Genomic DNA, 20,535 nt, shown 5'->3' with positions numbered 1-20,535 from the left:
CACCCCTGTCCCGACCGCACCGAGGAGCCACCGTGAAGCGCCGCACCCTGATGCTGGGCGGGCTCGCCCTGACCACTCCCCTGCTCGCCGGCTCCCCCGCCGGGGCCGCCCCGGCCGATCCTGCCGCCACGCCGTCCACCGCCACCGGGCCGGCCGGCGGGCCGCTGACGAACCTGGCGCACCTGGACTTCCTGCGCCAGGCCGTCGCCCCGCCCGCCCAGGACGGGCACACCACCTACCGGCTCGCCGAGTCCCCCGAGGTCGGCATGCTGTGGACGTACGCGGAGCCGGGGCCGGACGGCGACCTGCGCCGCGTCGGCGGCGGCGCGTACGACGCGGCCACCGACACCTGGGGGCAGGGCGCGTACAACGCCGACGACGTGTCCCGGGCCGCCGTGGTCTACCTGCGGCACTGGGCGCAGACCGGGGCGGCGGGCAGCCGGGACGCCTCCCAGGAACTGCTGCGCGGGCTGACCTACCTGCAGACGACGACCGGGCCGCACGCCGGCAACGTGGTGCTGTGGGCACAGCCCGACGGCACGCTCAACCCGAGCGCCGAGCCGGTGGAGCTGCCGGACCCGTCCGACAGCGGCCCGTCGTACTGGCTGGCCCGCACCGTGTGGGCGCTCGGCGAGGGGTACGCGGCCTGGCGCACCGCCGACGCCGGGTTCGCCGGTTTCCTGCGCCAGCGGCTCGACCTGGCCGTCGGGGCGCTGGAGCGGCAGGTCCTGTCCCGGTACGGCACCTACCAGACCGTCGACGGCGAGCGCACCCCCGCGTGGCTGATCGCCGACGGGGCCGACGCCACCGCCGAGGCGGTCCTCGGGCTGGCCGCGTACGTGCGGGCCGGCGGCGGGTCGGCGGCCCGCCGGGCGCTGCGCCGCTTCGCCGAGGGCATCGCCGCCCTCTCCGGTGGCGACGCCCGGCACTGGCCGTTCGGGGCGGTGCGCCCGTGGGCGCTGTCGCGGTCGATGTGGCACGGCTGGGGCTCGCAGATGCCGGCGGCGCTGGCCGCCGCCGGCAGGGCGCTCGGCGACCGGCGGCTGCTCGACCCGGCGGTCGCCGACTCCGCCACGTTCACCCCGTGGCTGCTCACCTCCGGCGGCCCGGACAACGGGCGGATCCCCACGCCGGTGGACCGCAGCCAGATCGCCTACGGCGTGGACTCCCGCCTGCAGTCGCTGCTCGCCGTCGCCGACGCCACCGGGCGCGACGGCTTCGACCGGCTCGCCGGGGTGGTCGCGGCCTGGTACTTCGGCGCGAACGCGGCCGGCGTGCCGGCGTACGACCCGGCGACGGGGCGCACGATCGACGGCATCTCCGGCGACGGGGCCGTCAACCGCAACTCCGGGGCCGAGTCGACCATCCACGGCCTGCTCAGCATGCTCGCCCTGGACGCCCGGCCGCAGGTGGCGCAGGCGGCCCGGCAGGGCCGGATCGTGGAGCGGGTCGGCACCCGGGTGGTCGAGGCGGAGCAGGGCGCGCGCGACGGCGGGGCCGCCGTGGTGACCCCGGCCTCGTCGTGGACCGGGGAGTCGTCGATCAGCGGCGGCAGCCTCGTGCGGATGCCCGCCGGGTCGACCGTGCGCTGGGAGCTGCCGCCGTCGGCTCAGCCGGAGCTGGTGCTGCCGGTGGTCGACCTGACCCCGGGCGCGTCGGCGGTCACCCGCTGGGCGGGCGTGTCCGGCGACGGCCGGGAGCTGCCGCTGGGCCAGGTGCGGCACGGGCAGGCCGGCGCGCAGGGCACCTCCCCCGCGCCGGGGGTGCTGCTGCCGGTGACCCCGTCCGGGCCGGGCGAGCTGCCGGCGGGGGCGACGGCGCTGGTGGCCACGGCCGCCGGGGACGGCGCGGTGGTCGACGCGGTCATGCTGGAGCCGCTGCTGTCCCGGTTCGTCGTCGCCGGGGACGGCCACGCCACGGCGGTGCTGCGCAGCGCCGCCCGCACGCCCCGCACGGCCACGCTCACCCTGCCCGGCGCGGGGCGGGCCGTCGTCGAGGCGTACGACTCGGCGGGGGTGCGCCGGTCGCGGACGGTGGTGTCCGGCGCGGCCGTGCCGGCGGTGGTGCTGCCCGGCGGCTTCACCGTCGTGCGGCGCTGACCGTCGGAGCCGCTGACCGTCGTGCGGCGCTGTTGATCGTGGCGCGGGGCCGGCCCGGACGTCGTCGGCCGGGCCGGCCCCCGCACGCGGGTCAGACCGCGACGACGCGGTTGTCCACGATGGAGCTGAACGTCGACTCGGGCGCGATGAGGCCCCACTTCACCATCCACCGGTAGGTGCGCTCGAACTCGGCCTCCGGGTAGGGCTCGGGGTCGATGTAGCGCAGCCGGCCGAGCCGGAAGTCCGCCGGCTCCAGCTTCACCAGGTCCTCGGGGACCTCGGCGACGAAGTGGTGCAGGTACGGCCGGATGTCCTCGTTGATCTTCTTGACGGCCCGGCGGACGGCCCGGTCGACGGCGGCGAAGGTCTCCGGGTCGACATCGGCGCTGGCGATCTCCGAGCCGACGTAGAACGCCTCGGTGACCAGCACGTAGCCGAGCTTCTCGGCGGCGGTGGTCCACGGCTCCATCAGGGCCACGGCGTCGATCTCGCCGTCGCGCAGCTTGCGGAACCGCTCGGCCGGCCCGCCGGCGTGCACCACCTTGATCTCGTCCTGCTCCAGGAAGCCCTCCAGGGACTGGATGGCCAGGTAGTGCGAGCCGTGGTGGAAGTTGACGCCGACGGTCCTGCCGGCCAGCCCCTGCGGGTGCTTGATGTCGGAGTCGGGCCGCACGAAGATCGCCTGGCTGGCCACGGAGGCGCGCTTGGCGATGATCTGCCCGCCGCGCTCGCTGTCGTGGGAGCGGCGGATCTGCCCCCACTCGCAGGCCCGGTAGAGGGAGACGTCGCCGCTCTCGAACGGCTTGGAGATGCCGCCGAACGAGCTGACCAGCTCGTGCTCCTCGATCGGCTTGAGCACCGCGTCGTACGAGCCGGGGGCGACCAGCTCCAGGTCGATGCCCTCCTCGGCGAAGTAGCCGTGTTCCAGGCCGACGAGGTACGGCAGGGTGAAGATGGCGCCGCTGCGGACGCTCCTGACCTTCTTGAGTGTCACCGGGGTGGTCCCTTCTGTGCTGGTTGGTGCTGTGCGTTATCTGGCGGGGGTAGCGGTCGGTGGTGCCGTCGGCGCGTCCTCGATCCCCACCACCTCCTCTCCGGCCGGCCGGTCGGGTGGCGGCCGGAACAGCCGCCACGTCGCGTACGCGCAGTACGCGGCGGTCGCCGCCACCAGCGCGTACGCGACGCGCAGGGCGGTGGTGAAGTCGTCGCCGGCCTCGGCGGCGACCCGGGCGATGTCGTCGGTCGGCTGGCCGGTCAGGGCCAGCACCGACACCACCACCGCGCCGAGGACGGCGACCCCGAGGTTGGTGCCGATCTGCCGGGAGGCGCTGGTGATGGCGCTGGCCACCCCGGCCCGCTCGCGGGGCAGGCTGTTCACGGCCGTGTTGGTGGCCGGCGGGTTGACCAGGCCCATGCCGGCGCCGAGCAGGAGGTAGCCGACGAGCAGCGGGGCCAGGCCCGCGTCGGTGGTGACGGTCAGGGCGAGCATGGTCATCGACGCCACGAACGACAGGTGCCCGACGGTGGCGGGCAGCCGGCCGCCGTGCCGGCCGACGATCCGGCCGGAGACGTTGGCGAGCACGAGCGTGCCGAGGGTGGTGGGCAGGGTGAGCAGGCCGGTGGCCAGCGGGCTGAACCCGCGCACCTGTTGCAGGTAGAACGTGTTGACGAAGGTGAACCCGCCCAGCGCCAGGTATGCCACGACCGCGGTGAGCACCGCGCCGCGCAGCGCGGGGATCGCCAGGTGGCGCGGGTCGAGCACGGGGTCGGGGCGGCGGCGGGCGGCCGGCACGTACCCGACGGCGGCGGCCACCGCCACGGCCACGGCGACCAGGACGGGCCCGCTCAGCCAGCCCCGACTCGGGCCGTCGATCAGCGCGAACGTGAAGCCGACCAGCACCAGGGCGGCCAGGGTGTTGCCCAGCCCGTCGAGGCGGCGGGGCGGGCCGTCGACGACGCCCGGCGGCAGCAGCCGGGTGCCCAGGTAGAGCACCGCCGCGCCGGCCACGCTGACGGCGAAGAGGCTGCGCCAGCCGGCGGCCTGCACCAGCACCCCGCCGACCAGGGGCCCGCAGGCGGCGGAGACCCCGGCCGTCGCGCTCCAGGTGCCCAGCGCCCGGCCGCGCCGCAGCGCGTCGGGGAACAGGTTGGCGATGAGGGCGAGGGCGGGCGGGGCCATCAGCGCGCCCCCGACGCCCTGCACGCCCCGGGCGGCGACCAGGGCGGGCGCGTGCGGGGCCACCCCGCACAGCAGCGACCCCGCGACGAACACCAGCAGCCCGACCCGGAACATCCGCCGCCGCCCGTACCGGTCGGCGACCGCGCCGCACAGCAGGGTGAGGCTGGCCCGCACCAGCGCGTTGCTGGTCGCCACCCACTGCAGCTCGACCGTGCTCAGCCGCAGGTCGCGCTGCACCGACGGCAGGGCCAGGTTCAGCGCCGCGCCGTCGAGGACGCCGAGGAACAGCGTCCCGCAGCACACCAGCAGGGCGGCGCGGCTGCGCCAGGTGAGGGTCATCGTCGGCTCAGAGCTTCTCGTACACCGGCTTGTCGGCCCGCTTCTTCAGCACGCCGACCTCGATGGCCAGGTCGATCTGCTTCTCCAGGTTGGCGAAGACGGTGTCGTCCCACACGTCGGCGTAGACGGGGGCGAGCCGCTCCGGCAGCAGCTCGATGGCCTTCTTCTCCTCGGCGGGGACGCCGTAGTCGGCGTGGTACTTCCCGATCAGGGCCGGGTCCTGCTTGATCAGCCGCCAGGCCTCCAGGGTGAAGTCGACGTACGCCTTCGCGGTCTCCCGGTTGGCGGCCAGCCAGTCGCGGCGCACGGCGGTGCCGTTGAGGAACAGCGGGCTGCTGTCGCCGGTCCCCTTCTGCCACAACTCGCCGACGGAGGCGAGCTGCCGGTTGCCGGAGCCGACGAGGCGGGTGGCGTTGGGCTCGATCGCGATGATCGCGTCGAGGTCGCCGCGTTCGTAGAGCGCGAGGTTGGCGATGGGCTGCCCGGTGAACAGCTTGAACTCCCGGTCGAAGCGGATGCCGTTGACCGCCGAGGCCAGGGCCGCGGCCCGGTAGGTGTCGCTGCTGGGCGGCTGCACGCCGACCTTCCTGCCCTTGAGGTCGGCGATGCTCTGGTACGGGCTGTCGGCCGGGACGATCCAGCGGCCGTGGTTCCACAGCGACGGCCCGACGATGACCACGTCGTGGCCGCTGGTGTTCACCTCGGTCGCGCCCAGCGGGCCGAACGCGTAGATGTCGAGCACGCCGGTGAGCAGCTGCTCCTGCCCCGCGCCGGGGCCGCCGCCGGCCTTGCGGTCGAGGCGGAGCCCGTGCTTGGCCTCCAGGCCGAACTGCTCGGCGACGGAGTCGCGGATCGCCCCCGCCGTGCCGGGGCTGCGGGGCTGCACCTTGGCGCTGCGGGTGCCGCCGCCACCGGCGGCGGCCGGCTCGTCGGTGCCGCACGCGGTCAGCAGGGTGGCCGCGCCGGCGCCGCCGGCGAGGAGCCCGGCGGCGCGCAGCAGGGATCGTCGGGTGAGGGGTGTCGTGGACACGGGGGTTCCTTCCAGGGTGAATCAGGCGGGTGCCCGGCCCGAGGGGTGAGGGCGGCGGGCCGGTGGCCGCGCCGGGGATGGGGCGGGCTCAGGTGAGGGCGGCGACGATGCGGCGGTGCACGTCGAACAGTTCGGGGTCCTCGGGGCTGCGGGGGCGCGGGCGGTCGATGCGGTACTCCCGCACCACCTCGGCGGGGCGTCCGCCGAGGACCACCACCCGGTCGGCGAGGAACGCCGCCTCCAGCGCGTTGTGGGTGACCAGCAGGCCGGTGCGCGGGGTGCGCAGCCAGAGCTGTTGCAGCAGCAGCCGCAGGCGGCGGGCGGTCAGCTCGTCCAGCGCGCTGAACGGCTCGTCGAGCAGCAGCACCTCCGGGCGTACGACGAACGCGCGGGCCACGGCGACGCGCTGGCGCTGCCCGCCGGAGAGCACCGACGGGTACGACCGGGCGTACTCGGTCAGGCCGACGGCGGCGAGGATCGGGGCGACCTCGGCGGCGTCGACGCCGGCCGCGGTCGCGGCGAGCCGCACGTTGGTCTCGACGGAGGTCCAGTCCAGCAGGCGGGGCTGCTGGAACACCATGCCGAGGCGGGGCCGCCCGCCGCCGGTGGAGACGGTGCCCGCATCGGGGCGTTCCAGGCCGGCGATCAGGTGCATCAGGGTCGTCTTGCCGGTGCCGGAGCCGCCGACGACGGCGACCAGCTCGTCGGGCGCGAGGGTGAGGGAGAAGTCGCGGAAGATCTGCTGCCGCTCGCCGGTGCGCCGGTTGGTGAACGCCTTGTCGACGCCGTCGAGGCTGATCCGCACGCTCATCGCAGCGCCACCCGCCGCCAGCGCACCGCGCGCCGTTCCAGGGTCTGCAGCAGCCCGTACTCGATGGCGGCCATGACCAGCGCGAAGGCGACGGTCCAGGCGAGCACGCCGGCCACGTTGTGCTGGGAGAACTCCAGGTTGAGCTGGTAGCCGACGCCGTCGGCGAGGCCGAAGATCTCCACCAGCACGATGACCTTCCAGGCCATCGCGATGCCCAGCCGCGCCCCGGTGAACAGGTCGGGGACGATGGCGGGCAGCCACACGTACCGCAGCCGGGTCAGCGCGTCGAGGCGGTAGACGTGCGCCATCTCGCCCAGCGCCGGGTCGACCGAGCGGACGCCCTGCGCGACGTTGATGGTCAGCGCGGGGGCCGCCGCGAGCGCCACGGTAAGGATCGGGTTGAGCAGGCTCACCCCGAACCAGATCACGCACAGCAGGGCCTTGACCAGGCCGGGGGTGGCCAGTCCGATGAGGACGGCGGGCTCCAGGAAGCGGCGCAGCCACTCGCTGCGGCCCATCGCGATGCCGGCGGCGACGGAGACGACGAACGCCGCCGCGAAGCCCAACGCGACGCGGGTGAGGGTGACCCGGACGTTGTCCCACAGCGCGCCGCTGGCGGCGATGTCGACCAGGTTGCGGGCGACGTCGCCGAGGCCGGGGATCAGCGCGCTGCCGGAGGCGTCGGCCATGAGCTGCCAGCCGGCCGCGAGCAGGCCGACGAGCAGCAGCGCGGGCAGCGGCCGGGTGAGGCGTCCCACGACGTCGGCGGCGGGCGGGCGGCCCGGCGGGGCGGGCGACCGCCCGCCGCCGAGCGCGACCTCCTCGGCGACGACAGGGTGCGTGACGGTCATCGACATCCCATCTTTCGGTACGCGGGCCGCGTCGTCCTCGACCGCGGCAGGTCATTGACCAGTGCGTACGCACCGATCTTCGATTCCCTATCCTGCCGGTAGGATTAGTAGGGTAGCAAGACGCGTCTCACCCATCGGGACAGCGGGTGTCGGGTAGCCGACAGCGTGCGAGCCGTGACCGTCCGTCAACCGCGCGCCCTCGCCGCGCCGGCTCGCCCCCGCCCGGAGCTGCGCCCCCACCCGACTTCCGTAGGGGGTCCCCTGAGGAGGGTCCGGGGCGGCCGGCCCACCGGTCCCGGGTTTTCTCCCCTGGCCGGGCGGGCGGCCCGCTGCGAGCGTGGGCCCATGGCTTCACTCTCCGTACGGCGCTGGCGTCAGCTCACGCTGTGGCTGCACGTGACGACGTCGGTGGGCTGGATGGCGCAGGCCCTCGCCCTCTGCGTGCTGCTCACCACCAGCCTCACCACGCCCGACCGGGACGTGGCCGTCGCCGCCACGTCCATGGCGCAGGTGCTCGACGGACGCCTGCTCGCGCCGCTGGCCAACGCCTCGGCGTTCACCGGGTTCATGCTCGCCGCCGCCACCGGTTGGGGTTTCTTCCGCTACCGCTGGGTGCTGGTGAAGTTCGTGATCACCCTGGTCCAGCTCCACCTCGGGATCTTCGTCCTCGGCTCGGCACTGGCCGACTCGGCGGCGGCGGCCACCACCGGCGCGCGGGGTCCCGCCGTGCCGCTGGCCGTCGGCTCGGCGCTGATGGCCGGCGCCATCGCCTTCCATGCCTGGGTGTCCGTGGCCAAGCCCTGGTCGACGACCCGCTGGATGCCGGCGGACCGGCGGCAGGTCGCCGGGACCGCGCCGCGCTGGGTCTTCGTGGCCACCGTCGTCGGCGTGGCCGCCGACCTCACCGTCGCCGCGCTGCTCGGCCACCCGGCGCCGCTGATCTCCCTGATCATCCTCGGCACGTGGCTGGTGCTGCGGCGACGCCAGACCAGGACCGCCGTCGACCGTTCTGGCGGGACCGCGCAGCCCGACGCCACGCCGGCGCCGACGCGGGCTGGCGCGGTTCGACGGTGACGCCCAGCCGACCGACCCGGCCGCTCCCCAGAGCGGAGATCTTGGAAGAAATGCGCCCCTCTGGGGGCCGAAATCTTCCAAGATTCACACCGGTTCCCGCTTCGATACCGGCTTCAAGCCCGCGCATTCGATACTGGCCGCCTCGATTGCATCGGGGCGGTTCGTCGTCGGACCGTCAACCCCGCCCGCAGGACGAAAATCTCCCGCCGGGCCACCGCGTCGCCCTTGGCGTCGAGCTGGTAGCCGTCGAGCCAGACCCAGTGGTCGTAGGTCACCAGGTCGTGCCGCACCTTGATCAGGCGGAACATCATCGGCTTCGCGAACTGGACGCTGCAGGCGGCAGTGATGTGGAGAACGTCGCCGGCGCTGAGTTCGATCATCGCCGGGGGCCGTAGCGTCGCCATGCCCTGATCCGGGCGCGGGCCAACTCCACCACGGGACACCCGCCGGTCGAGCGGCAAGCGGAACACCGCCGGTGCTTGTGCCAGTCGAGGGCACGCCAGGCGTCGACGATCAGCGGGGGCAGCCGACGCACGGTCATCAACCCATGACACCCACAGGGGTTGCATGGAGGCAACCCCTGTGAGGGTTGCCTCAGCCGATTCCGTCTGGTGCACCCCCCTGGGGCCATACCGTCAGATCGTGGAGCTGCTCGGGTTGGATGAGATCCGCGATTTGCTTGGCGGGATCAGCAAGCAGCGCGCCACGATCATCGTTGGCCGTAAGGGATTCCCCGACCCCGTCGTCACCTTGAAGATGGGCCGTGTCTGGGATGGCGCAGCCGTCCGGGCCTGGATCACGCAGAACCGCCCCAGCCCAGCCGACGAGGACTGACGACGACCGCGCCCGCCCCCGGGAGCGGAGGCGGGCGCGGCGGGTGGGGGTCAGCGCTGGGCGCGGAACAGCCAGTGCTGCTGCTCCACGGCGGCGGTGGCCCCGATGAGCAGGTCCTGCGAGATCGGGTCGCTGGTCGCGGTGTCGGCCACCGCCTGACGCAGCGTGCGGATCAGGGCGAACAGCGCGTCGACCACGACCTCGACGGCGGTGCCCTCCTCGACGTCGCCGTGGTCGAGGGTCGGCAGCGTCGACTGGGCGGCGACCGTCGCGGCCCGCCCGTCGGGGTTGAGCCCGACGGCGGCGGCCCGCTCGGCCACCTCGTCGGCGTACCGGCGGGCGAGGTCGGCGAGTTCGTCGAGTTGCAGGTGCAGGCTGCGGAAGTGCGGGCCGACCAGGTTCCAGTGCGCCTGCTTGGCCAGCATCCCCAGGTTGATCAGGTCCGCCAGCGCCTGCTGCAGCGCCTCGCCGGTGGTCTTGCGGTCCGTGGAGTCGAGGATGCCGTCGACAACGGCCATGGTTGTTCTCCGTTCAGGTGAGTGGGGCGGCGCACGCGCCGTGCGCCGGCGCCACCGTGGGCGAGGCCGGACCGCTCACGCGGCGATGAAGTCGAGCAGGTAGCGGTTGACCAGCTCCGGGTGCGTCCAGGCGATGTTGTGCGGGCCGCCCGGGATCACCTCGTAGCGCAGGTCGGCGATCAGCTCCGGCAGCCGGTTGGCGGTGGCGTCGATCGGCAGGATCCGGTCGGCGTCGCCGTGCAGCAGCAGCGTCGGCACGTCGATCTTGCCGAGGTCGGCGCGGAAGTCGGTCAGCCAGGTGTCGACGCAGGCGTACGCGGCGTACGCCGACGCGCCGACCGCGGTGATGAAGCTGTTCTGCCAGGCCTCGTCGCTGATCCGGGTGCCGCCCAGCACGTCGACGTTGTAGAAGTTGTCGAGGAAGCTCTTGAAGTACGCGGGCCGGTCGGCCACCACCGCCGCCTTGATGTCGGCGAAGACCTGCGCGTCGACGCCCTCGGGGTTGTCGTCGGTCTTGAGCAGGAACGGCGGCACCGCGCCCATCAGCACCGCCTTGCGCACCCGGCCCGAGCCGTGGGTGCCGAGGTAGCGGGTCACCTCGCCGGTGCCCATCGAGAAGCCGACCAGCACGACGTCGCGCAGGTCCAGGTGCTCCAGCAGGGTGTGCAGGTCGGCGGTGAAAGTGTCGTAGTCGTAGCCGACGGTCGGCTGGCTCGACTTGCCGAACCCGCGCCGGTCGTACGTGACCACCCGGTAGCCGGCCGCGAGCAGCTCCCGCGACTGCTTCTCCCAGGACGCCCCGTCGAGCGGGTAGCCGTGGATGAGCACGACGGGCGCGCCGGTGCCGTGGTCCTCGTAGTAGATGTCGATGTCGCCGCTGTTCTCTTCGCCGACCGTGACGTAGGGCATGTGCCGCTCCTGGTGCTGAGTGGGGGACCGTGGGCCCGTCGACGCCCCCGTCGCGTCGTGCGTGACCTGCCGTCGAGTCAACCGGCGCGGCGCGGCCCACACCACGAAGAAGACACGCAGAACTGCACGCCTACACCGTCGCCAGCAGCATGAGGCCCATCACCACGCCCATCGTGGCGTGGCAGAGGCCCTCGGCCCGCGCCCCGGCCACCCCCGGTCGGCCGGCGGGCACGTGGTCGCGCCAGGCCGGGGTCAGGCGTACGCCCCGGGCCGCCCACCAGCCCGCGGCGAGCAGCAGGTACCCGCCCAGGGCCAGGCTGACCAGCGGCGGCCACCAGCCCGCCGACGTGGCCGCGCCGTGCTGGCCGTGCGGCCCGGCGTGGCCGCCCGGCAGGCCGGTCATCCACACCATCGCCGCCGACGAGAGGGCGAAGTATCCGGTGGCCGCCCGCGAGCCGAGCGCCGCCGGGCGGCGTGCGGTCAGCGCCGCGAACCAGACCCCGGCCGGCACGAACAGGACGAGCCACACCGCCTGCGGCACCCCGAGCGCCCACACTATCGCGGTCATCGCCACGCCCATGAGCAGGTGCACGCCCTCGGCGATCCGGCACCGGGCGGCCCGGCCCGATCCCGCCCGCGCGGACGCCGGGCCCAGGAACCGGAACCCGTGGTAGGACGTCACGGCCATCAGGGCCAGCGTCATCGGCCATTGCAGCGCCGGGAACACCATGGGCTTGCTCCCCTCGTCCGACCGGTCCGGGCCCGTGGGCAGACGGTCAGGGCCGACGGTAGTCGGCGCGGGAGCCGGCGTCTGTGCGCGAAGTTGCCCTCTGCGTCCACACGGGACCGGCCGAGGTGTGTACGGTCGGGCGGTGACCGCGTCCCGGAGCATCGCAGACCCGATCAGCGACGACCTGCCCCACCTGGACCAGACCCGGCCGACCGCGCAGCGGGTGGCCCACCTGCTCGGGCGGATGAGCCTGGCGGAGAAGGTCGGCCAGATGATGCAGCTCGACTCCCACGGCGACCTGGCCGACCACATCCTGGGCAGGCACGTCGGGTCCATCCTGCACACCTCCCCCGCGCGGGTGGTCGAGGCGCACGAGCTGACCGCGCGCACCCGGCTGCGCATCCCGCTGCTGGTCGGCGAGGACTGCATCCACGGGCACTCGTTCTTCCCCGGCGCGACGATCTTCCCCACCCAGCTCGGCATGGCCGCCACCTGGTCGCCGGAGCTCGTCGAGCGGGTCGGGCGCGTCACCGCCGTCGAGGTGGCCCCGACCGGCGTGCACTGGACCTTCTCCCCCGTGCTGTGCATCGCCCGGGACCTGCGCTGGGGCCGGGTCGACGAGACGTTCGGCGAGGACCCGTTCCTGATCGGTGAGCTGGCCGCCGCGATGGTGCGCGGCTACCAGGGCGAGGACCTGGCCGACCCGACCGCCGTGCTGGCCACCGCCAAGCACTTCGCCGGCTACTCCGAGACCCAGGGCGGCCGGGACGCCACCGAGGCGGACCTGTCGCGGCGCAAGCTGCGCGCGTGGTTCCTGCCGCCGTTCGAGCGGGTGGCGCGCGAGGGGTGCCGCACGTTCATGCTCGGCTACCAGAGCACCGACGGCGTGCCGATCACCGTCAACGACTGGCTCCTGACCGACGTGCTGCGCGGCGAGTGGGGCTGGACGGGCATGCTCGTCACCGACTGGGACAACGTGGGCCGGATGGTCTGGGAGCAGCGGGTGCAGCCCGACCACGCGCACGCCGCCGCCGCGGCCGTCCGCGCCGGCAACAACATGATCATGACCACCCCGCAGTTCTTCCAGGGCGCCCAGGACGCGGTCGCGCGGGGCCTGCTGGTCGAGTCGGACCTCGACGACGCCGTCTCCCGCATCCTGGCCCTGAAGTTCGAGCTGGGCCTGTTCGAGGACCCCCGCCGGCCCGACGTCGCCCGGCAACGCGCGGTGATCGGCAGCGCGCCGCACGCCACGCTCAACCTGGAGGTCGCCCGCCGGTCGCTGGTGCTGCTGCGCAACGACGGGATGCTCCCGCTCGCGGGCGGGTTCGCGGCCGACGACGCCGGGCGCGCCCGGGGCGACGGCGGCCCGCCGCGCACGGTCGCGGTCGTCGGCCCGCTCGCCGACGACGCGCAGACCCAGCTCGGCGACTGGGCCGGCTCCTCCGGGCAGGCCGACTGGATGCGCGACGGCCAGCCCCGCGACATGATCACCACGGTCCTCGACGGGCTGCGCGCCCACGTGCCCGCCGGCTGGGCGGTCACCCACGCACGCGGCGCCGACATCCTCACCATGGCCCCCGACCCCGAGGGGGCGTTGTTCCCCGACGGCCAGCCCCGCCCGCAGGTCGTCCTGCCCTGCCCGCCGGACACGGCGCTGATCGCCGAGGCGGTCGCCGCCGCCGAGGGGGCCGACTACGTCGTCGCGGTCGTCGGCGACCGCATCGAGCTGGTCGGCGAGGGGTGCAGCACCGCGACGCTCAACCTGGTCGGCGGGCAGATCGCCCTGCTGGACGCCCTCGCCGCGACCGGCACGCCGATGGTCGTCGTGCTGCTCGCGTCCAAGCCGCTGGTGCTGCCCGACTCGGCGCTCGACGCCGCCGCCCTGCTCTGGGTGGCCAACCCGGGCATGCGGGGCGGCCGGGCGATCGCCGAGCTGCTGCTCGGCCTCGTCGAGCCCGCCGGGCGGCTGCCCATCTCGTTCGCCCGGCACGTCGGGCAGCAGCCCACCTACTACAACCAGATTCGTGGCCAGCACGGCTCCCGCTACGCCGACCTGACCCAGCGCCCCGCCTTCGCCTTCGGCGACGGCCTGTCGTACACGACCGTCGAGTACGCCGACCTGCGGGTCGCCCCGGGCGACCTCGCGCCGACGGACACCGTCCGCGCCGAGGTCACCGTCCGCAACACCGGGACCCGGCCGGTCCTGGAGACCGTCCAGGCGTACGTCAGCGACGACGTCACCTCCGTGAGCTGGGCGGACAAGGAGCTGAAGGCGTTCCGGCAGGTGGAGCTGGAGCCCGGGCGGAGCGCCACGGTGCGGATCGACGTCCCCGTCGCCGACTGCGCCATCGTCGACGGCCGGGGCGTGCGGGTGGTCGAGCCCGGCGACTTCACGCTGCTCGTCGGCCCGTCGTCGCGGGACGAGACGCTGCTGCGGGCCCCGTTCACCGTGCGGCCGGCGGGCTGAGGCCGGGGGCGGTTCAGCCGGCGTGCCGCTCGGCGCGGCGCAGCACCTCCGTGGCGGCGCGGATCACCGCCCGGTCCAGCAGCCTGCCGTGGGCGTCGGTCGCCACGCCGGAGCCGTCGCGGGCGGCCCGGTCCAGCGCGTCGACCACCTCCCGGGCGGCGGCCACCTCCGCCGGGCCGGGCGTGAAGACGGCGTTGATGGTCGCGAGCTGGCCGGGGTGGATGGCGCTGCGCGCCCGGAAGCCCTGGCGCAGCAGCGTCCGCGTGCCGGCCTCCAGCCGGTCCGGGTCGCGCAGCGTCGTCTCGACGGGGCCGACCGGCGCGACGATCCGCGCCCCGGCGGAGGCGACCACGACCTGCGAGCGGATCGGGGCGAGTTCGGCCCGGTCCGGCCCCGGTTGCAGGCCCAGTTCCCCCGCCAGGTCCGCCTCGCCGAGCCCGAGCCGCAGCACCCTCGGCGCGGCGGCGACCTGCGGGCAGGTGAGGATCCCCCGGGCGGTCTCGATCAGGGCGACGACCGCGAAGGTGGCCCCGGCCAGCCCGAGCCGGCGTTCCGCCCCGGCCAGCGCCCGGTCGACCTCGGCCAGCAGCTCCGGTTCCGCCTTCGGCACCCACACCCCGGCCGCCGCCGCGGAGAGCACCGCGACGTCCGCGTCGACCTGGTCGCTGTTGATCCGTACCCAGGTCTCGGTGGTGGCCGGGGCGGCCAGCGCGGCGGCGACCGCGCGGCGGGCCTCGGCCTTGCGGGCCGGGGTGACGGCGTCCTCCAGGTCGAGCACGAGCGCGTCGGCGCCCCGGCCGGGGGCCTTGCGCAGCAGTTCCTCCCGGTCCCCGGGGACGTAGAGGTAGCTGCGGGCGACAGCTGCCACGGCGCTACCGCCCGGCCCGGGGCACGTAGCGACCCTGGGGGCTGCCGGTGACCTTGCCGTCGACGAGGACGTGCTCGCCCCGGACGAAGGTGTCGGTGACCCGGGCGGTCAGCTCGAAGCCCTCGAACGGCGTGTACTCCTGGGTGGACTCGGAGTCCGCGGCCCGTACCGTCCAGGTGTGGTCGGTGTCGACCAGGCAGAGGTCGGCGTCGTAGCCCTCGGCGACGGCGCCCTTGCCGGCCAGGCCGAAGCGGCGGGCCGGGTTCCACGAGGTCAGCTCCGCGACCCGCGACAGCGGAAGGCCCCGGCGGCGGCCCTCGGTGAGCAGGCCGGGCAGCAGATACTCGGCCCCGCCGAAGCCGGACTTGGCGACGAAGACGTCGTCGCGGGGCTCACCGAACTTGACCTCGTCCTTGCAGCAGGCGTGGTCGCTGACCACCCAGTCGACGTGCCCGTCGAGGAGGTGGGCCCAGAGCGCCTCGACGTCGGCGCGCGGGCGCAGCGGCGGGTTCACCTTGCCGCCGAGGCCGTGCGCGGTGGTGATGTCGGCCAGCAGGTGCCCGATGGTCACCTCGCGGCGGAAGTCGATGTGCGGGAACGCCTCGGCCATCCGCAGGGCCGCGTCGAGCGCCTTGGCCGAGGACAGGTGCAGCAGGTTGATGGTGGGCAGGCCGGTCTCGTGGGCCAGGTACGAGGCGATGGAGACGGCGAGTCCCTCGGAGTGCGGCGGCCGGGAGGCGTGGTACGCCTCCAGCCCGCGCAGCCGGCCCTCCTGCTCCACCTGTCGGGTGTAGGCGCTCATGATCTCGGCGGTCTCACAGTGCAGCGACAGGGAGATCTGGTCGGCCAGCTCGGGGAAGCGTTCCCGGGCCGCCTGCACGCCGCGCATCACGAACTCGAAGTGGGCGTAGTCGTAGCGTTCGCCCTCGGGGATCATCAGGAACGAGTTCTGGTCGGCCGAGCGGCCGTGCAGGCCGTGCCCGCCGTAGAACATGAAGATCTTGAAGGAGGTCACCCCGAACCGGTCGACCAGGTCGGGCAGCTCGTCGATGTGCTCGCGCATCATCGGGGCCAGGTGGAAGCCGTAGTCGATGTGGGAGCGCCCGGCGCTGGCGGCGAGCACGTCGGGGAAGAAGTCCTCGTACCGGCCGCCCCGGTTGAGGTAGTACTGCCCGGTCCGCATGTAGGTCAGGGCGGTGGTGACGCCGCCCTGGGCGCTGGCGCGGCTCTCCGAGGCGGTGTCCTCGGCGAGCGGGTTGTAGATGCCCCAGTGCTGGTGGGCGTCGACGACGCCGGGGAAGGCGAGCTTCCCCTGCCCGTCGTGCACGGTCGCGGCGTCGGCCGGGTCGAGGCCCGGCGCGACGCGGGTGACCGTGCCCGCGGTGACGCCGATGTCCACCGTCTCGGTGTCGGGCCGGTCGTGCCGGACCAGGCGCACGTTGCGCAGCAGCAGGTCGAAGGTGGTCATGCGCTCACTCCTGTCGGGTGTCGGGTGCCGCGGCGGCGGCGAGCAGGTCGGCCAGTCGTCGCACGTCGGTGGCGGTGTCGAGGGCGGCGATCTCCCGCTCGACGGCCCCGGCGACGTCGGCGGGCAGCCGACCGGCGACGTTGTGCCGGAACTTCAGGGCCAGCTCGGCGGTGGTCAGCGGGCGGGCCGGCCCGCCCCGGTTGGCCAGGACCTCCTCGGTCCACTCCCGGCCGTCGCGGGTGACCACGCGCAGCACGGCCGGGAACTGGTGCGGGAAGATCTCGTCGCAGCGCTCGTCGGGCACCACGTCGACGCGGGCCATCACGGCCCGGCGGGACTCCTCGACGGCGAGGGCGTCGGTGAAGTCGTCCGGGCCGACGCCGAGCACCCCGCCGCCGTGCAGGCCGGCGGCGACCGCGTACGGGCCGCTGAACTGGGCCTCGTAGCCGGTGGTGGGACGGCGCTTGCGGTCGATGGGCTGCCCGATGGTGCGGATGACCGGGGTGGGCACGCCGAGGGTGACCGACTCGACGTCGGCCGGGCGTACGCCGCGTCGCCGCAGCGCCAGGGCCGCGTCGATGGCCGCGTGGGTGAAGTGGTTGGCCGGGTAGGGCTTGAAGAAGATGTCCGGCACGGCCCAGTCGACGCCCAGCCCCGCGGTGATCTCCGCCGGGTCGTACTCGCCGCGCAGGAACGCCTCGAAGAAGCCGAACCGGCCCTCCAGGACGGTGGGCGGGCCGGTGATGCCGTGCCGGGCCAGGGCCGCCGCGCTCACCGCCGAGTGCGCCGCCCAGCCGCAGTGGATCCGCTTGACGGTGCCGCCGGTGCGGTTGGCCTCGATCAGCCCGGCCGCCATGGAGGCGGCCACGCCCAGCGCGTCGAGGGTGCGCCCGGCGTCCAGCCCGAACAGCCGGGCGGCGGCGACCGCCCCGCCGAGGGTGCCGCAGATGGAGGTGGCGTGCTGGCCGTGCTCGAAGAAGACCGAGTTGCCGGCGGCGCGGTCGTAGCCGGCCATGCCGAGCCGCACGCAGACCTCCAGGCCCACCGCGACGGCGGCGACGGTCTCCCGGCCGGACGCGCCGGTGAGTTCGGCGGCGGCGAGCGCGGCCGGCACCACCGACGCGCTCGGGTGCAGCACCGACGGCAGGTGGGTGTCGTCGTAGTCCAGCGAGTGCGCGAGCACCCCGTTGGCGAACGCGGCCAGCGCGGCGGGCACCGGGTCGGCGACCCCGATCGCCCGGGCCTGCCCCCGCCCGCCCTGGTCGCGGACGTACGCGAGGGCGGCCCGGCTGCTCGGCAGGTCGACGGCGGCCACGCAGAGCCCGACGACGTCGAGCACCCGCTGGCGGACGCTGTCGACGACGGCGGCGGGCAGCGCGGCGGCGGGCGTGTCGGCGGCGAACGCGGCCAGGGCCCGCCCGAGGGTCGGCTCAGCCACGGCCGACCACCGCCAGCGGGCGCACCGGCGAGCCGGTGGCCCCGTACAGGGGCAGCGGGGCCAGCACGAAGGTGAACTCGTGCACCGCGTCGCGGGCGAGTTCCTCCAGCGCCATCGCCTCGATCAGGTAGACGCCGTGCTCGACCAGGAGGATCCGGTGCGCGGGCAGGCTGCTGTGACCCTGGCCGGGGCGCAGGCACTCGAAGGCGATGGTGTCGGCCCCGGCGGCGTGCACGCCGCGCGCGGCGAGCCATCGCGCCCCGTCGGCGCCCACGCCCGGCACGCCGGAGTCGTGGCCGACGTAGCGGGTGCGGTCGGGGTCGTCGAAGTGCCGGCCCCAGCCGCTGCGGATCAGCACCACGTCGCCGGGCTCCACGGGGGTGCCCTGCCGGTCGACGGCGGCGTCCAGGTCGGCCGGGGTGATCTCGTAGCCGGCCGGGCAGTCGGGCCGGCCGAGGGCGGCGGGGACGTCGAGCAGGACGCCCCGGCGGACCATCGGCGCGACGGTGTGCACGCCGAGTTCGGTGAACCGCCCGCCGGACTGGGCGGCGGCGGCGTCCGCGCCGCCGTGCAGCAGCCCGTCGTGGGAGACGTGGGCGAGGGCGTCGACGTGCGTGCCGACGTGGGTGCCCATCACCAGCAGGTCGTTGGCCGCCGAGCCGCCGTCGGCGCGGACCATGTCACCGTGCCGGCGCGGCATGGTCAGCCAGAACGGCGGGTGGTTCGGCGACTGGGGCATGCCGATCGAGAGCAGCCGGCCGAGGTCGTAGATCTCGACTCCGGCGCGGACGGCGTCGAGCAGCCGGTCGGCGTGGCGGGCGGTGGTCGTCACGGTTCCTCACGTTTCAGCGGTTCGGCCACGCCGTCAGGCGACGATGTGGCGGGCTCGGAGATCGGCGATCTCGGCCGGGTCGCAGCCGAGTTCGTCGATCAGCAGGGATTCGGTGTCGGCCCCGAGGGCGCGCCCGGTGAAGCGGATCCGTCCGGGGGTCGCGGACATCCGCCACATCACGTTGTGCATCCGCACCGGCCCGAGGTCGGCGTCGTCGACGGTGGTGAGCATCTCCGTGGCCCGCACGTGCGGGTCCTCGGCGATGTCGCGGGCGCTGTAGACGGGGGCGACGGCCGCGCCGGCCTCGGTGAACGCGCGGCTGACCTCGTCGCGGGTGCGCTGGGCGATCCACCCGCCGACGTACCCGTCGAGTTCGTCGGCGTGCCCGGCGCGGCCGGCGCCGGTGCGGAACCAGGGCTCGTCGATGACCTCGGGGTGGCCCACCAGGCGCAGCACCCGTTCGGCGATGGCCTGGGCGCTGGTGGAGACGGCGACCCACGCCCCGTCGCTGGTGCGGTAGGTGTTGCGGGGCGCGTTGTTGACCGACCGGTTGCCGTTGCGCTGCTCGACGACGCCGAGCTGGTCGTAGACGGTCGGGCCGGGACCGACCGCCGTCATGATCGGCTCCAGCAGGCTCAGGTCGACGACCTGACCCTCGCCGGTGCGGTCGCGGTGGCGCAGCGCCATCAGCACCGCCGAGGAGGCGGCGATGCCGCAGATGCTGTCGGCCAGGCCGAACGCGGGCAGGGTGGGCGGGCCGTCGGCGGCGCCGGTGAGGTGGGCGAAGCCGCTCATCGCCTCGGCGAGGGTGCCGAAGCCGGCGCGGGAGGCGTACGGGCCGGTCTGGCCGAAGCCGGTGATCCGGGCGATGACCAGGCCGGGGTTGACCGCGTGCAGCTGCGCCGGGCCGATCCCCCAGCGCTCCAGGGTGCCGGGGCGGAAGTTCTCCACCAGCACGTCGGCCCGGGCGGCCAGGCGCAGCAGCAGCGCCGCGCCCTCCGGGGCGGACAGGCTCAGCCCGATGGTGCGCTTGTTGCGGGAGATTTCCTTCCACCACAGCGGGTGGCCGTCCTTGGCCTTGCCGTGCCCCCGCATGCTGTCCCCGGCGGTCGGGTGCTCGATCTTCACGACGTCGGCGCCGAAGTCGCCGAGGATCTGGCAGCACAGCGGCCCGGCGAGAATCGTGGAGGCGTCCAGCACGCGCAGCCCGGCGAGCGGGCCGTCGGCGGGCGTGGTCGGTGTGGTCACGGCGGTCACCCCTCTGCCCGGTCGGCCGGCGGGTGGTAGCCCAGCTCGGCGGAGATGTCGGCGGCTGCGGCGGCCACCAGCGCCCCGTGGTCGGCGCAGACCTGCCGGGTGAACCGGTCCTGCGGCCCGCACAGGGAGATGGAGCCGAAGACCTGGCCGGTGCCGTACCGGATGGCGGCGGCGACGCTGCCCGCGCCGTTCTGCCGCTCTCCGATGCTCACCGCGTAGCCCTGCCGGCGGATGTGGGCCAGTTCGTCGCGCAGCACGGCCGGGTCGGTGATGGTCGAGGGGGTGACCCGCTCCAGCGGCTGGGCCAGGTACTCGTCGAGCTCCACGGCGGGCAGCGCCGCGAGGATGGCCTTGGACGACGAGCCGGAGTGCAGCGGGTGGCTGGTGCCCAGGGACACCGACATGCGGACCTCGTGCGGGGAGAGCACCTGGTCGATGTAGACCCGGATCGAGCCCTGCCGCACCGACAGGGTGGCGGTCTCGCCGGTGCGACGGACCAGCCGGACCAGGTACCGGCGGGCGATCTCCGGGACGTCCAGCGCGCGCAGGGCGGCCAGGCCCACCGCGAGCGCCCCGGCGCCGAGCCGGTAGCGCTTGGTGTCCTCGTCGAAGTCGAGGAACTCGTCGGCGGCCAGCTCCTTCAGGATCCGGTACGCGACCGCCTTCGGCAGCCCCAGCTCGCGGGCGATGGTGGACACCCCGAGGGTCTCCGGTGCCCGGGTGGCGATGATGTTGATGACGTCGAGGGCCCGGCCGAGGCCGGAGCGGACCCGCCGGTCATCGGGTGCGGCGAGGGGGGTGGTGGTCATGTCTGTCCTCACTGTGGGCGGA

General features: G+C 74.6%; 19 protein-coding genes. 4 read left to right on the top strand and 15 right to left on the bottom strand.

All coding sequences use genetic code 11. From position 1 onward, the window contains the following. Positions 1-32: 32 nt before the first annotated feature. Positions 33-2,099 (top strand): hypothetical protein, encoded by a 2,067-nt coding sequence (locus tag GA0070558_RS17930; RefSeq protein WP_218107010.1) that lies wholly within the window; start codon positions 33-35, stop codon positions 2,097-2,099. Between the two features lie 91 nt (positions 2,100-2,190). Here GA0070558_RS17930 and GA0070558_RS17925 read toward each other — a convergent pair whose 3' ends face one another. From GA0070558_RS17925 to GA0070558_RS17905, 5 genes are all read right to left on the bottom strand, one after another. After that, complete coding sequence (locus GA0070558_RS17925) at positions 2,191-3,093, bottom strand: ABC transporter substrate-binding protein (RefSeq protein WP_091281417.1); 903 nt, start codon at positions 3,091-3,093, stop codon at positions 2,191-2,193. A 36-nt stretch (positions 3,094-3,129) separates the two neighbouring features. Then, entirely contained in the window at positions 3,130-4,617 is a 1,488-nt protein-coding gene (locus tag GA0070558_RS17920) for an MFS transporter (RefSeq protein ID WP_091281414.1), read from the bottom strand. A 7-nt stretch (positions 4,618-4,624) separates the two neighbouring features. Further along, the gene (locus GA0070558_RS17915) at positions 4,625-5,647 is read right to left on the bottom strand and encodes an ABC transporter substrate-binding protein (protein ID WP_176734256.1); all 1,023 of its coding nucleotides are present in this window, start codon (positions 5,645-5,647) and stop codon (positions 4,625-4,627) included. Positions 5,648-5,735: 88 nt separating this feature from the next. Further along, on the bottom strand, positions 5,736-6,458 hold the full coding sequence (locus GA0070558_RS17910; RefSeq protein ID WP_077939789.1) for an ABC transporter ATP-binding protein: 723 nt from the start codon (positions 6,456-6,458) through the stop codon (positions 5,736-5,738). Further along, positions 6,455-7,309, bottom strand: coding sequence for an ABC transporter permease (locus GA0070558_RS17905; protein ID WP_198956743.1), 855 nt, complete (start codon positions 7,307-7,309; stop codon positions 6,455-6,457). Before GA0070558_RS17905 ends, GA0070558_RS17910 begins: the two co-directional genes overlap by 4 nt. Before the next feature lie 345 nt (positions 7,310-7,654). On the opposite strand from GA0070558_RS17905, the gene GA0070558_RS17900 reads away from it, so the two are divergent. Beyond that, positions 7,655-8,383 (top strand): hypothetical protein, encoded by a 729-nt coding sequence (locus tag GA0070558_RS17900; RefSeq protein WP_218107009.1) that lies wholly within the window; start codon positions 7,655-7,657, stop codon positions 8,381-8,383. 113 nt (positions 8,384-8,496) lie between these two features. On the opposite strand, the gene GA0070558_RS17895 is transcribed toward GA0070558_RS17900, so the two are convergent. Further along, the gene (locus GA0070558_RS17895; protein WP_091281580.1) at positions 8,497-8,763 is read right to left on the bottom strand and encodes a hypothetical protein; all 267 of its coding nucleotides are present in this window, start codon (positions 8,761-8,763) and stop codon (positions 8,497-8,499) included. Between the two features lie 262 nt (positions 8,764-9,025). On the opposite strand from GA0070558_RS17895, the gene GA0070558_RS17890 reads away from it, so the two are divergent. Continuing rightward, complete coding sequence (locus tag GA0070558_RS17890) at positions 9,026-9,217, top strand: hypothetical protein (RefSeq protein ID WP_091281578.1); 192 nt, start codon at positions 9,026-9,028, stop codon at positions 9,215-9,217. A 50-nt stretch (positions 9,218-9,267) separates the two neighbouring features. On the opposite strand, the gene GA0070558_RS17885 is transcribed toward GA0070558_RS17890, so the two are convergent. The 3 genes from GA0070558_RS17885 to GA0070558_RS17875 all read right to left on the bottom strand — a co-directional run bounded on the left by GA0070558_RS17885 (position 9,268) and on the right by GA0070558_RS17875 (position 11,374). Then, positions 9,268-9,735 carry a Dps family protein gene (locus tag GA0070558_RS17885; protein ID WP_091281407.1) on the bottom strand — a complete coding sequence of 156 codons (468 nt, stop codon included), beginning with the start codon at positions 9,733-9,735 and terminating at the stop codon, positions 9,268-9,270. Between the two features lie 75 nt (positions 9,736-9,810). Further along, positions 9,811-10,644, bottom strand: coding sequence for an alpha/beta fold hydrolase (locus tag GA0070558_RS17880; protein ID WP_091281403.1), 834 nt, complete (start codon positions 10,642-10,644; stop codon positions 9,811-9,813). Positions 10,645-10,774: 130 nt separating this feature from the next. Continuing rightward, positions 10,775-11,374 (bottom strand): DUF5134 domain-containing protein, encoded by a 600-nt coding sequence (locus GA0070558_RS17875; protein ID WP_176734255.1) that lies wholly within the window; start codon positions 11,372-11,374, stop codon positions 10,775-10,777. 142 nt (positions 11,375-11,516) lie between these two features. Between GA0070558_RS17875 and GA0070558_RS17870 the strand changes: the two genes are divergently transcribed. Next, on the top strand, positions 11,517-13,841 hold the full coding sequence (locus tag GA0070558_RS17870) for an exo-beta-d-1,3/1,6-glucosidase (RefSeq protein ID WP_256091994.1): 2,325 nt from the start codon (positions 11,517-11,519) through the stop codon (positions 13,839-13,841). A 13-nt stretch (positions 13,842-13,854) separates the two neighbouring features. On the opposite strand, the gene GA0070558_RS17865 is transcribed toward GA0070558_RS17870, so the two are convergent. From GA0070558_RS17865 to GA0070558_RS17840, 6 genes are read right to left on the bottom strand one after another with little or no spacing between them, the layout of a single operon-like run. Next, positions 13,855-14,709, bottom strand: coding sequence for an HpcH/HpaI aldolase/citrate lyase family protein (locus GA0070558_RS17865; RefSeq protein WP_091281391.1), 855 nt, complete (start codon positions 14,707-14,709; stop codon positions 13,855-13,857). A gap of 4 nt (positions 14,710-14,713) precedes the next feature. Continuing rightward, positions 14,714-16,177, bottom strand: a complete 1,464-nt coding sequence (locus tag GA0070558_RS17860; RefSeq protein ID WP_077939783.1) for a dihydroorotase — start codon at positions 16,175-16,177, stop codon at positions 14,714-14,716. Positions 16,178-16,181: 4 nt separating this feature from the next. Next, positions 16,182-17,615, bottom strand: a complete 1,434-nt coding sequence (locus tag GA0070558_RS17855; protein WP_091281388.1) for an MmgE/PrpD family protein — start codon at positions 17,613-17,615, stop codon at positions 16,182-16,184. Beyond that, entirely contained in the window at positions 17,608-18,447 is an 840-nt protein-coding gene (locus GA0070558_RS17850; RefSeq protein WP_091281385.1) for a cyclase family protein, read from the bottom strand. Before GA0070558_RS17850 ends, GA0070558_RS17855 begins: the two co-directional genes overlap by 8 nt. Before the next feature lie 33 nt (positions 18,448-18,480). Further along, the gene (locus GA0070558_RS17845) at positions 18,481-19,695 is read right to left on the bottom strand and encodes a CaiB/BaiF CoA transferase family protein (RefSeq protein WP_091281574.1); all 1,215 of its coding nucleotides are present in this window, start codon (positions 19,693-19,695) and stop codon (positions 18,481-18,483) included. A 5-nt stretch (positions 19,696-19,700) separates the two neighbouring features. Continuing rightward, entirely contained in the window at positions 19,701-20,513 is an 813-nt protein-coding gene (locus GA0070558_RS17840) for an IclR family transcriptional regulator (RefSeq protein WP_077939778.1), read from the bottom strand. Positions 20,514-20,535 lie beyond the last annotated feature (22 nt).

Source organism: Micromonospora haikouensis (genome assembly GCF_900091595.1).
GTDB classification, from domain to species: Bacteria; Actinomycetota; Actinomycetes; order Mycobacteriales; family Micromonosporaceae; genus Micromonospora; species Micromonospora haikouensis.
This window is presented reverse-complemented; position numbering and strand designations above follow the sequence as displayed.